This is a genomic window from Flavobacterium arcticum (genome assembly GCF_003344925.1).
Lineage (GTDB): Bacteria > Bacteroidota > Bacteroidia > Flavobacteriales > Flavobacteriaceae > Flavobacterium > Flavobacterium arcticum.
In genome coordinates this window covers 472,159-484,095 of record NZ_CP031188.1, presented here as the reverse complement: position 1 = coordinate 484,095, position 11,937 = coordinate 472,159, and the positions used below count along the sequence as shown (strand labels likewise).

Below are 11,937 nucleotides of genomic sequence, written 5' to 3'. Positions count from 1 at the left end.
ACTGTCATTTTCCCTACCTCATATTTTCAATTTCTTTTCGCAACTCTACTAGTGCACCATGAATTCTTTTTTCTACAGCTTTAATACTAATACCAAGTATTTCGGCTATTTCATGATATTTCTTTCCATCTATACGGTGTAACAAAAAAGCAGTTCGTTGCGCTTCGGTAAGTCCATCAATAGCTTTTTGTAGTTTCACTTTAAATTGCTCTTCTTCCATTAAAAACTCAGGGTCTTGCCCATCAGTATATACATGGGTGTTTTTTTTCACATACTGTAATACAACCTTTTGGTGAGCAATATGATTAAGCGATGTATTGTTGGCTACGGTATATAAAAAAGACTTTGCTTTTTCTGGTGGCACATCGGCACAGTTTTGCCATAGCTTTATAAAAGCCTCTTGGGTAACATCATCTGCTTGTTCCTCATTACCGAATTTGTAAAAAAGATAGTTGCGAAGTGATTTTGCATGATCCTTAAAAAAACTGGAAAATGTAATTTCTTCACAAATACCTGAAAGCGAAGTTTTTTTCATTTTGGCGTATAAAAGTGGGTGTTAAATTATGAATTTTTTTTAAACCGATATAATTATGATGTTTTTTAACATGAAATATGATAATATAAACATTTTTAGTATTAAATCTTAAATGTTAAAATTTTGTTAACAAGGTAGGGAGGTTTATTACTTGGATGTTATTAATAATACACAGGACATTTTAAAGTCCTTGAGTATTTTGAAATTGAAATATAGTGCCTCATGTAGGCTTACAATACTATGAAAAAGAAATGCTAGTTTCTTTATCCCTGGAACAAAAACCAACTGTAACAGTTGGTTTTTACCCAGGTGATACTAAAAAGCTTAAGATTTAGCTTTCTTTTACAATGAATATTAATTTGATACTGTTATCACCTTGCCGAAGAGCCAATCCATAAGCTATCTCGGTTTAGTTATCCGTTTCGGCAGGGCATACAGTAAAATAAAAAGTACTTAAAGAATATATTGAATAGTTGTGTTTTTTTTAAATATTCAGGTTTTTTCCGAGAGAAAAGCCGGCTCTTTCCCGGAGTCGGTTTTTTTATTTCCATAACTCTGCTAACTTACATATCAAATTATTAAATTTGCAGTTCTATAAAAGAAACTCTCGATTTTTATGTTCGAAAATTTAAGCGATAAATTAGACAAAGCCTTACACATATTAAAAGGTCACGGTAAAATTACCGAAGTAAATGTTGCCGATACTCTAAAAGAAGTACGTCGTGCATTACTCGATGCCGATGTTAACTTTAAAATAGCCAAAGAGTTTACCAATAGGGTAAAAGAAAAAGCACTTGGTCAGGATGTACTTACTACATTACAACCAGGGCAGCTAATGGTAAAGTTAGTAAAAGATGAACTTACCGAACTGATGGGGGGTGATGCAGAAGGCATAAACCTATCGGGTAATCCATCAGTAATATTAATGTCAGGTTTGCAAGGTTCGGGTAAAACCACCTTTTCTGGTAAACTTGCTAATTTTCTAAAAACTAAGAAAAATAAGAAACCATTATTAGTAGCCTGTGATATATACCGTCCTGCGGCTATTAATCAGCTACACGTAGTGGGAGATCAAGTAGGAGTAGAGGTATATTCCGAAGAAGGAAATCGTAACCCTGTTGAGATTGCACAAAATGCAATTAAGCATGCTAAGGCAAACGGCTTTAATGTAGTTATTGTCGATACTGCGGGTCGTCTTGCTGTCGATGAGGAGATGATGAAAGAAATTGCCAATGTGCATAAAGCTATACAACCACAGGAAACCCTATTTGTAGTAGACGCTATGACGGGGCAAGATGCAGTGAATACTGCTAAGGCATTTAACGACAGGTTAGACTTTGATGGTGTTATCCTTACAAAACTTGATGGAGATACACGAGGTGGTGCAGCTATTTCAATTAAATCGGTAGTAGATAAACCTATCAAGTTTATAGGTACAGGCGAAAAAATGGAAGCGATAGACGTGTTCTATCCTAACCGTATGGCAGAGCGTATTCTTGGTATGGGTGACGTTGTGTCGCTTGTAGAGAGAGCGCAGGAACAATATGATGAAGAAGAAGCACGTAAACTACAGAAGAAAATTGCCAAGAATGAGTTTGGTTTCGATGATTTTCTTTCGCAGATACAGCAGGTTAAAAAAATGGGTAACATGAAAGACCTTGTAGGTATGATACCTGGTGCTGGTAAAGCTCTTAAAGATGTAGAGATAGAAGATGATGCTTTTAAGCATATAGAAGCTATTATACACTCTATGACACCTGTAGAACGTACAAGACCATCAGTTTTAGATGCAAAACGAAAATCACGTATTGCAAAAGGATCGGGTACTTCTGTGCAACAAGTAAACCAACTACTGAAGCAGTTTGACCAAATGAGTAAAATGATGAAGATGATGCAGGGTGGTGGAGCTAAAAACATGATGCGAATGATGGGCGGAATGAAAGGCATGAAACCATAACAACAACATATTTATATAAAGACGCGGTTTAACCGCGTCTTTTTTAATTAACTACTATTCTAAACACTAAATACACATCACACTATGCAATTACTCGATGGTAAAAAGACCTCGAACGATATCAAGAATGAGATCGCTGCCGAGGTAGAAAAAATGAAACAAAACGGGGAGAAAGTTCCTCATCTTGCTGCGGTTATAGTAGGTAATGATGGTGCGAGCCTTACCTACGTGGGTAGTAAAGTAAAGGCTTGCGAGCGTGTAGGCTTTGAGTCGACACTCGTAAAAATGCCAAGTACAACATCAGAAATGGAGCTACTCAAAAAAATTGAGGAACTAAACCAAAATGATGACATTGATGGTTTTATAGTACAGTTACCTTTGCCAGACCAGATAGATACTCAAAAAGTTATTGAGGCTATAGACCCAAGTAAAGATGTAGACGGTTTCCACCCTGAGAACTTTGGTAAAATGGCGTTAGATATGACAACCTTTATCCCAGCTACACCATTTGGTATATTAGAGCTGCTAGAGCGTTATAATGTAGAAACTGCGGGTAAGCATACCGTAGTTATTGGTCGTAGTCACATTGTAGGTAGACCCATGAGTATATTAATGGGGCGTAAAGGTTTCCCAGGTAATAGTACGGTAACCCTAACACATAGCCATACTAAAAACATTAACCAGATAACTACTCAAGCCGATATTATTATTACAGCACTTGGAGTACCTAACTACCTGAAAGCAGAAATGATAAAAGATGATGCAGTAGTAATTGATGTGGGTATTACACGTGTTGCTGATGATACAACTGAGAAAGGATACAGAATAACAGGTGATGTAGATTTTGAAAACGTAAGTAAAAAAGCATCATTTATTACTCCAGTTCCGGGTGGTGTAGGACCTATGACGATTGCTATGTTGCTTAAAAATACATTACTAGCACGAGAGCAACGTAAGTTTAAAAAATAAATTTTTATTTATACTTATAATAATATAAAAGCCCCGCATCTGCGGGGCTTTTCAATTTAAGAGTGAGAATAGAATTAAGATTTAAAAATCAGTAGCTTTGCTTACTGTTTTCCATGCTTCAACTTCATTATGTAGCGAAGTATTTTTATCCTGAGCCATTTTCAGTGCGTCACTACCTAAAAATAGGTATAATGGTGCATTGTCTATACCTGCTGTTTTAATAATTTCGGCTACACCTTTTACAGGGTCTCCTTGTTGGTTACCGTTAATTTTATTTTCATGCATAGCCTGAATTTCGCGAACTTCTTTGTACTCTTCCATTTGTGTAGCAGCAATAACAAGCGAATCAGATTCCAAGAAATTAGTCCTGAAATAACCAGGTAATACAATAGTAGCCTTAATACCAAAAGGTTTTCCTTCTACCGCTAAAGCTTCGGTAAAACCTACTACTGCAAATTTGGTAGCACAGTAAATTCCGAACCCAGGGAAACTACCTGTAATTCCTGCAACTGATGAAAAGTTGAAAATATGCCCTGACTGCTGTTTGCGCAAATGTGGCATTACTTGCCGTATTACATTAAGCGAACCAAATACATTTACATCAAAGTTTTGTCTTGCTTCTTTATCACTAAGCTCTTCAAGGCTTCCCGCAATACCATATCCTGCATTGTTCACTACATAATCTATTCTGCCAAATTTGTCTATAGTTTCAGTGATAGCATTGGCTACGCTTTGCTCATCAATAAGGTTAACTTCCAATGGTAGGAAGTTAGTATCTTTCGTATTGGTAGCATCTTTTAGTTGTGATATACTACGCGAAGTAGCAGTAACTGCATCGCCTTTTGCTAATAGTTGCTTTACAAACTCTAACCCAAATCCTTTAGAAGCCCCCGTAATAAACCATACTTTTTGTACTGTTTGATTTTTCATACTATTTGATTTTTTTATTTATACAAATGTATGATGGTAATAAGGAGGCATAATTACTAGATGTAAACCAATTATTACGAAATTCAAACACTTCTGTAATGAGAAGGGATGGTGGAGGTTTGTTTTTTAAAGAAATTATTAAAATGTGCAGCCTCCTCAAAGCCAAGACTACGACCTATTTCCGATATATTCCAGTCAGTATGTTTAAGTAATGCTTTTGCTTCGGCAATAATACGTTCGCCTATTAATACTGTTGTTGTTTTTCCTGTAGTATGTTTTACAGCACGGTTCAGGTGGTTTACATGTATAGACAAACTAGTTGCAAAATCGCTAGCCGATCGCATAGTAAAACGTTGAGCAGGTGTTTCTATAGGAAATTGTCTCTCTAGTAATTCTTTAAATATAGCTGTTGTTCGAGAATTGGCATTAGGGTGTTCATACAAGTTTTCGGCAGGCTCTGTTTTTAAAGCAAGATGTATAATCTCATTAAGGTAACTTCTAAGTAAGTCATATTTAAAAGTATAGTCAGAGTTAATCTCGGTGAGCATTTTTTCAAAAGTAGCCATAACAGCATCTTCTTGAGTTTTATTAAGAATATAAGAAGGTTTACTACCTACAGTAAACATTGGTAGCTCATTTAAAGCGCCACGCATTCCTTCGGTAAAAAACGACTCTGTGAAGATGCAAAAACAACCCGTAGTATCTCCCGAAATGGTTTCCCAAGTATAAGGCACTTGTGGATTAAAAAACATTAAAGTAGTACCCGATATCTCAATACTTTTATCAGCATAATGATAAAGAATATTGCCTCTTATAAGACTTATTTTGTAATAATCTCTACGGGTATATTTTACCTGTTTTCCTGGTAACAAACAATCTTCGAGACGGAAAACGTTAAAATGTCCTATACCATTACTAATATTTTGGGGAGTGTCGCTATTGGTTATATTATCAGTATAAAACTGGGTGAGTGTTTCTGGTTTCATAGTCTGTTATTACAAAATTCAATCAAAGGTAATAAAAAAAGCTAGCAGTTATTGCTAGCTTAAGAATATGCTTTTTACTACAGGTTAATTATTTCTATTCCGATTATTGTTCCTCTTATTCCAATTGGTATTATTATTTGCTCCGCGTGGTCGTGTGGACTGTGCTTTGGGTAGGCTTGCTTCTTCAGTTTTACTACTAGGCTCTATAAGTGCATTAAGCTCTTTAATTTCGGCGGGAGTAAGATCACGATAACGTCCCACAGGTACATCTAACGATATATTGATGATACGAATACGCTTTAATGCTATAACCTCATAGCCTAAGTATTCACACATACGTCTAATCTGTCTATTAAGTCCTTGCGTCAGTATAATCTTAAAAATATATTTGCTAACCTGCTCTACCTTACATTTACGTGTAACGGTATCGAGTATAGGAATACCACCACCCATGCGCTGAATAAATCTGTCGGTAATGGGTTTATCTACGGTAACAATATATTCTTTTTCGTGATTATTACGGGCACGTAGTATTTTGTTTACAATATCGCCATCGTCGGTCATAAATATTAAACCCTCACTGGCTTTATCAAGTCGCCCGATAGGGAAAATTCGGGTAGGGTAGTTAATATAATCTACAATGTTGTTTCTAACGTCAAGATTAGTAGTACACTCTATACCTGCAGGCTTATTAAAAGCAAGATAGGTTAGCTTCCCCGTTTTTTCGAGTATCAGTTTCCCATCAATGCGCACTTCATCTTCTATACTTACTTTAGTTCCCATTTCAGGAACTACGCCGTTTATAGTAACGCGACCTTCTTCTACAAGTTTGTCTGCTTCCCTACGCGAGCAGTAGCCCGTTTCCGATATAAATTTATTAAGACGTTTAAGTTCTTGTTCCATGCTGCAAAAATAAACATTTTAAAATATAATTTTAGTTAATATATATTGAAGAATAAGGGCACCCAATATCGAGGTTAAAAGGAGAATATCCTGTGATTTTTAAATTTACTTCAGGGTCAATGATAGCTTTAATATTATCAGCAGCTATATCAGGGTTTAAATCTATAATAATTATCTCATTAATATTATAACAAACTAGCCCTACAGTTTGAAGTAATTCAGCATCTAGAGGACTCATTGATAATCCATAAATTATTAATGTATTAGTCTTTTCAAGTATCGTAATAAATGATGAATGTTTTTTTCCAAAAAAAATTTCTTGTTCCTTATTCCGATAATTCTCCTGAGTCATTTCGGTAGGTAGATAAATATCAGAATCAATATTTCCATGAATATATAAACATGGTATTTTATTTGTTTTATCCTCTAAATGACAAATTCTATTTATTTCATTTTCTATTACAGTATCCCAGTTTGTAGAAACTAAGTATGTTTCATTATTACTTACTGTTATAAATTTTCTAATTATTTTTTGAAACTCAGGTCTAGCATTTATTTTTGATTGCTCTTGAGCACTTCTCAATTTTTGGCATATTAGGTTTTTTAAAAAATCAATATTACTTAATGTTAATTTTAAATCCTGTTTTGCTTGTGGATGTTCAATTTGAGAATAACATCTCGCTAGATGTATTAATTTCGCGAAAAAAGCATTTGCGTTATTTGCTGAGATATTTTTATTAATCTCTTTTATTGCATCAACGACAGGAGTCCATGCATTTTCTATAGCTCCAGCCCCTACAAGTAATATTATTTTCTTCTTTTCCATATTCCTGTAAATATACTCAAAATCCTTTCTCAGTATAAATCACAAAAATATGCGCTACTTTTGCAGTCTTAAATTATATGCGCTTTGAGTACTAAACTTTTTTTAATAACACCGCCTTTTACACAGCTTAACACGCCTTATCCCGCTACGGCATACTTGAAAGGTTTCCTGAATACCAAAGGCATTGCCAGCGCGCAAGCCGACTTGGGTATTGATGTTATTAATAAACTATTCTCAAAACAAGGACTTACCGATTTATTTTCGCGTATTGAAACTGATACAGAAGATGGTTTTTCTGAAAACGCACAACGTATTATTGCTCTTAAAGAAGAGTATTTAAAAACGATAGATTCAGTTATGCTATTTTTACAAGGGAAAAACCCTACGTTGTCACATCTTATCTGTCAGGAAGATTTCTTGCCCGAAGCCTCTCGTTTTGCACAACTCGACGAACTTGATTGGGCTTTTGGTACTATGGGTACACAGGACAGGGCAAAGCACCTTGCTACATTGTACCTTGAAGACATTTCGGATCTAATTGTCGAGTGTGCCGACCCGCATTTTGGTTTTAGTCGTTATGCTGAAAGACTAGGGCGTTCGGCTAACTCATTTGATGAGCTATACGAGAGCCTGCAACAGCCTTATACTTATATTGATGAATTACTTATAGATTTATTACATCAGCGAATGGAAGAAGAGCAACCTAGTTTGGTTTGTTTTTCGGTGCCATTTCCTGGTAATTTGTATGCGGCATTTAGGAGTGCACAGTATATAAAAGCGAATTTCCCAAAGGTGAAAATTGCTATGGGTGGCGGTTTCCCGAATACCGAATTACGTTCACTTAGTGATGTACGGGTAATGGCGTTTTTCGACTTTATAACACTAGATGATGGCGAAGCACCCATTGAGTGCTTAGTCGAGCATATAGAGGGTAGGAGGGAACTTACTCAGCTGAAGCGAGCTTTTGTTTTACAAGGTGATAAAGTAACTTATATAGATAACGCCAATAAACCTGATTATAAACAAGCGCAAGTAGGTACGCCCGATTATACAGGGTTACCGCTGGATAGTTATATCTCGGTTATTGAAATAGTAAACCCGATGCACCGTATGTGGAGCGATGGGCGTTGGAATAAACTTACTATGGCACATGGTTGTTATTGGGGTAAGTGTACATTTTGCGATATATCGCTCGATTATATTAAAATATACGAACCTGTTGCTGCAAAATTGCTTGTTGACCGTATGGAAGAATTGACAGCGCAAACAGGTCAAAACGGTTTCCATTTTGTAGATGAAGCTGCGCCACCTGCTTTGATGCGGGAAGTCGCTTTAGAGATTGTAAGACGTAAACTTGCGGTGACATGGTGGACTAACATCCGCTTTGAAAAAAGTTTTACTGCCGACCTTTGCCGATTACTAAAAGCATCAGGGTGTATTGCCGTATCAGGAGGATTGGAAGTCGCTTCGGACAGATTACTAGACTTAATACAAAAAGGGGTAACAGTAGCTCAGGTAGCGCGGGTAACCCGCAATTTTACCGAAGCAGGCATAATGGTGCATGCTTACCTGATGTATGGTTTCCCTACACAAACGGCACAGGAAACGATAGATTCGCTCGAAATGGTACGCCAAATGTTTGAAACAGGTGTGTTACAATCTGGGTTTTGGCATCAGTTCGCTATGACAGCACATAGCCCTGTTGGGTTATATCCTGAAAAATTCAATGTAGTTAAAGAGAGTGATATTGTAGGTAGTTTTGCCAATAATGATATTGTCCATATTGATAAAACAGGAACTAATCATGATAAGTTTAGCTTTGGGTTAAAAAAGTCACTTTTTAATTTTATGCATGGTATTTGTTTTGATTATCCGTTACAGGATTGGTTTGAGTTTAAAGTGCCACGTACTAAAATTGACCCTGATTATATATATAATGTATTGCAGGAAGAAACTGAGTTTACTGTAAAGCCTACCGCAAAGTTGGTATGGATGGGAGGTAAGCCTGCTGTTTCGCATTTTACGAAAACAAAAAAAGGACAGACCTATGCGGTATCGTCCTTAACGTTTCATGATAAAAAGGAATCATATACTATACAGTTATCACAAGAACAAGAACAATGGTTAATGCCCTTTTTAGAAAATACTGCTAGTAAACCTGTTACATTTGCACAGGCAAAACAAAGCTATGAAGTGAATTGTAGTGAAGACTTTGAGCTATTTTGGTATAGTAAGCCTATAAATACCTTGCGTGATTTTGGGTTGTTAGTACTCTAATATTTTCTGTCATCTATCATCTCCTGATATTTTTCAGCTTGTTCTTTTGATAATAGTTTGAATATCTCTTTATCTATTTTTTCGCTCACGTCTTTTCCTTTCTGTATTTTAGCATCCCTTGGTATATCCTGTTCTGCAATGCCCATTATTTCATCTTTGTTATCGTTGTAAATAACAGTAATAGCTGCTTTCTGAAAATCATCTAGTTTTAGTTTCTTGTCGAGTTGCTTTACTGTTTCCTCAACAATATCTATTTTTCTATTTAACTTTTCTTTATTTCTGGTTCTCGGTGCACTTCTTTGTCGATCTATAGTACGATCAACTCCCGCACCTGTACCATTGTAAGGGTCATAGTACTGAGCAAAAGCAGTACCCGAACCCATAAGGAAAGTAAAGAGTAGTAAAAGGTTTTTTATAGTTTTCATAAAAGTAATGTATTATGCTAGAATCAAAATTACAATAAAAATGCCAAAGTTTCCTTTGGCATTGGTTTAAGTTCTATTCAGTAACGGGAGTGCCATATAAGTCAAACTCGGTAGCGTCGGTAATTTTTATGTTTACAAATTCGCCTGTTTTTAGGTAAGTTGTTGTAGCGTCTATCAGAACTTCGTTATCTACATCAGGACTGTCAAATTCGGTACGACCCACAAAATGATTACCTTCTTTTCTGTCGATAATACAACGGAACGTTTCGCCTATTTTTTCTTGATTCAGTTCCCATGATATTTGCGACTGTATTTCCATAATCTCGTTAGCACGCTGTTGTTTTACTTCAGCAGGAACATCATCTACAAGATTATAAGCGTGAGTGTTTTCTTCATGCGAATAGGTAAAGCAACCCAAACGTTCAAAACGCATTTCCTCTACCCACTTTTTCAGGGTTTGGTAATCTTCTTCTGTTTCACCAGGGTAACCTACAATAAGTGTAGTACGTATCGTCATGCCTGGTACAGCCTCACGGAATTGTTTTAACAACTTAGTTGTTTTTTCTTGCGTAGTACCACGACGCATCGATTTTAATACGTTATCAGCAATATGTTGTAAAGGAATATCTATATAATTACACACCTTAGGTTGGCGGTTCATTACATCTAGTACATCTACAGGGAAACCTGTAGGGAATGCATAATGCAGACGTATCCACTCTATACCTTCAACTTTTACTAAGTTTTCAAGTAGTTCGGCAAGATTACGTTTTTTATAAAGGTCAAGACCATAATAAGTAAGGTCTTGTGCTATAAGTATCAATTCTTTAACACCGTTACGCGCTAATCCTTCGGCTTCTTTAACCAGTTTTTCTATCGGTTGGGATACGTGTTTACCACGCATAAGTGGTATGGCACAAAAACTACACGGACGGTCGCAACCTTCGGCAATTTTTAAATATGCATAATTTTTTGGGGTAGTGGTAAGCCTTTCGCCTAAAAGTTCGTGCTTATAGTCAGCACCAAGCGCTTTAAGTAAAAGAGGCAGCTCAGTAGTACCGAAATACTGATCTATATTAGGTATTTCTTTTTCTAAATCGGGTTTATAGCGTTCAGAAAGACATCCTGTAACAAATACTTTATCTACCAGTCCTTGGTCTTTTTTGTCAGCATAATTCAATATCATGTTTACCGACTCTTCCTTTGCATTGTCTATAAAACCACAAGTGTTTATCACGATGATGTTTCCTTCTTCCTCAGCAGGAGCTTCGTGGGTAACCTCTTTACCGCTGGCTTTCAGTTGCCCCATCAGTACTTCGCTGTCATACACGTTTTTGGAACACCCAAGGGTTATTACATTTATCTTATTCTTCTTTAACGATTTGGTTCTCATGTAGTTGAAAATTGGAGTGCAAAATTACGCTTTTTATTGATAATGAGCAGGGTATGAGGGGTAAAATTTAGTTATACAATTTTTTAGAAATATTTATGAAAAAGTAAGAGTACTTGTAAATAAATAATTACTCTTCTTTATATTTGTTAAAAATTACTTTATGTCATTTTATATAATGAGTGATACTTTACCAAACTGGACAGAGGTAGCTCAATTTATTATTGGTTCTATAGGTATGGGTGTTGCATTATGGACATTAATTAAATTGGTATCACGAGATAAACAAAGAGAATCTGAAATTGCTAGCTTGTCTTTAATAGCCTCTAAATTAGAAGAATTACAAGAGGTAAATCAAAAACGATATGTAGAAAGTAAAAATCCACAATTGGAAATTAGATGTGATAGGGATTATGAACTTGGAGGTCATTATTTTCTATATTTTAAAAACTTAAATAATAATGGGAAAATAACCAAGTTCTTAAAGTCTGACTATAAGGGAGGTATGGTCAGTAGAATATCTAATTTGGGTAAAGAACAAGAATTTGCATTCTCTATTACCGCTCCTAAAAAAGGAGAAACATTAACAATTTTCATGACCTATATTATAGAGGATACTCATGAGTTTCAACAAGAATTATTTATATACTATTATCAAGATAAATTAATAGTTAGACCATTAACAATAGAACTTATGATTAAAAATAATAATATGTAGTATATCTGTCCGTTTTAACTA

General features: G+C 35.7%; 11 protein-coding genes. 4 read left to right on the top strand and 7 right to left on the bottom strand.

The window, feature by feature from the left end; genetic code table 11:
• Positions 1-13: 13 nt before the first annotated feature.
• On the bottom strand, positions 14-535 hold the full coding sequence (locus DVK85_RS02180) for an RNA polymerase sigma factor (RefSeq protein WP_114676861.1): 522 nt from the start codon (positions 533-535) through the stop codon (positions 14-16).
• Positions 536-1,151: 616 nt separating this feature from the next.
• Between DVK85_RS02180 and ffh the strand changes: the two genes are divergently transcribed.
• A complete protein-coding gene (gene ffh, locus DVK85_RS02175) occupies positions 1,152-2,492 on the top strand; it encodes a signal recognition particle protein (protein ID WP_114676860.1) in 1,341 nt (446 codons plus the stop codon).
• An 84-nt stretch (positions 2,493-2,576) separates the two neighbouring features.
• Positions 2,577-3,461: a bifunctional 5,10-methylenetetrahydrofolate dehydrogenase/5,10-methenyltetrahydrofolate cyclohydrolase gene (locus DVK85_RS02170; RefSeq protein ID WP_114676859.1), complete on the top strand. Its 885-nt coding sequence runs from the start codon at positions 2,577-2,579 to the stop codon at positions 3,459-3,461.
• 81 nt (positions 3,462-3,542) lie between these two features.
• Here DVK85_RS02170 and DVK85_RS02165 read toward each other — a convergent pair whose 3' ends face one another.
• From DVK85_RS02165 to DVK85_RS02150, 4 genes are all read right to left on the bottom strand, one after another.
• On the bottom strand, positions 3,543-4,391 hold the full coding sequence (locus tag DVK85_RS02165; RefSeq protein ID WP_114676858.1) for an SDR family NAD(P)-dependent oxidoreductase: 849 nt from the start codon (positions 4,389-4,391) through the stop codon (positions 3,543-3,545).
• A gap of 83 nt (positions 4,392-4,474) precedes the next feature.
• Positions 4,475-5,377: a helix-turn-helix domain-containing protein gene (locus DVK85_RS02160; protein ID WP_114676857.1), complete on the bottom strand. Its 903-nt coding sequence runs from the start codon at positions 5,375-5,377 to the stop codon at positions 4,475-4,477.
• Positions 5,378-5,461: 84 nt separating this feature from the next.
• Positions 5,462-6,280, bottom strand: coding sequence for a 23S rRNA pseudouridine(2604) synthase RluF (gene rluF / locus DVK85_RS02155; protein WP_114676856.1), 819 nt, complete (start codon positions 6,278-6,280; stop codon positions 5,462-5,464).
• Between the two features lie 31 nt (positions 6,281-6,311).
• Complete coding sequence (locus DVK85_RS02150; protein WP_114676855.1) at positions 6,312-7,106, bottom strand: hypothetical protein; 795 nt, start codon at positions 7,104-7,106, stop codon at positions 6,312-6,314.
• A gap of 84 nt (positions 7,107-7,190) precedes the next feature.
• On the opposite strand from DVK85_RS02150, the gene DVK85_RS02145 reads away from it, so the two are divergent.
• Complete coding sequence (locus DVK85_RS02145) at positions 7,191-9,383, top strand: B12-binding domain-containing radical SAM protein (RefSeq protein ID WP_114676854.1); 2,193 nt, start codon at positions 7,191-7,193, stop codon at positions 9,381-9,383.
• On the opposite strand, the gene DVK85_RS02140 is transcribed toward DVK85_RS02145, so the two are convergent.
• Positions 9,380-9,808 carry a hypothetical protein gene (locus tag DVK85_RS02140; protein WP_114676853.1) on the bottom strand — a complete coding sequence of 143 codons (429 nt, stop codon included), beginning with the start codon at positions 9,806-9,808 and terminating at the stop codon, positions 9,380-9,382. The genes DVK85_RS02145 and DVK85_RS02140 overlap by 4 nt on opposite strands.
• Positions 9,809-9,881: 73 nt before the next feature.
• Positions 9,882-11,201, bottom strand: a complete 1,320-nt coding sequence (gene rimO / locus DVK85_RS02135; protein WP_114676852.1) for a 30S ribosomal protein S12 methylthiotransferase RimO — start codon at positions 11,199-11,201, stop codon at positions 9,882-9,884.
• A gap of 160 nt (positions 11,202-11,361) precedes the next feature.
• Here rimO and DVK85_RS02130 point away from each other — a divergent pair, with 160 nt between their 5' ends.
• Positions 11,362-11,916, top strand: coding sequence for a hypothetical protein (locus DVK85_RS02130; RefSeq protein ID WP_127960539.1), 555 nt, complete (start codon positions 11,362-11,364; stop codon positions 11,914-11,916).
• Positions 11,917-11,937: the final 21 nt, after the last annotated feature.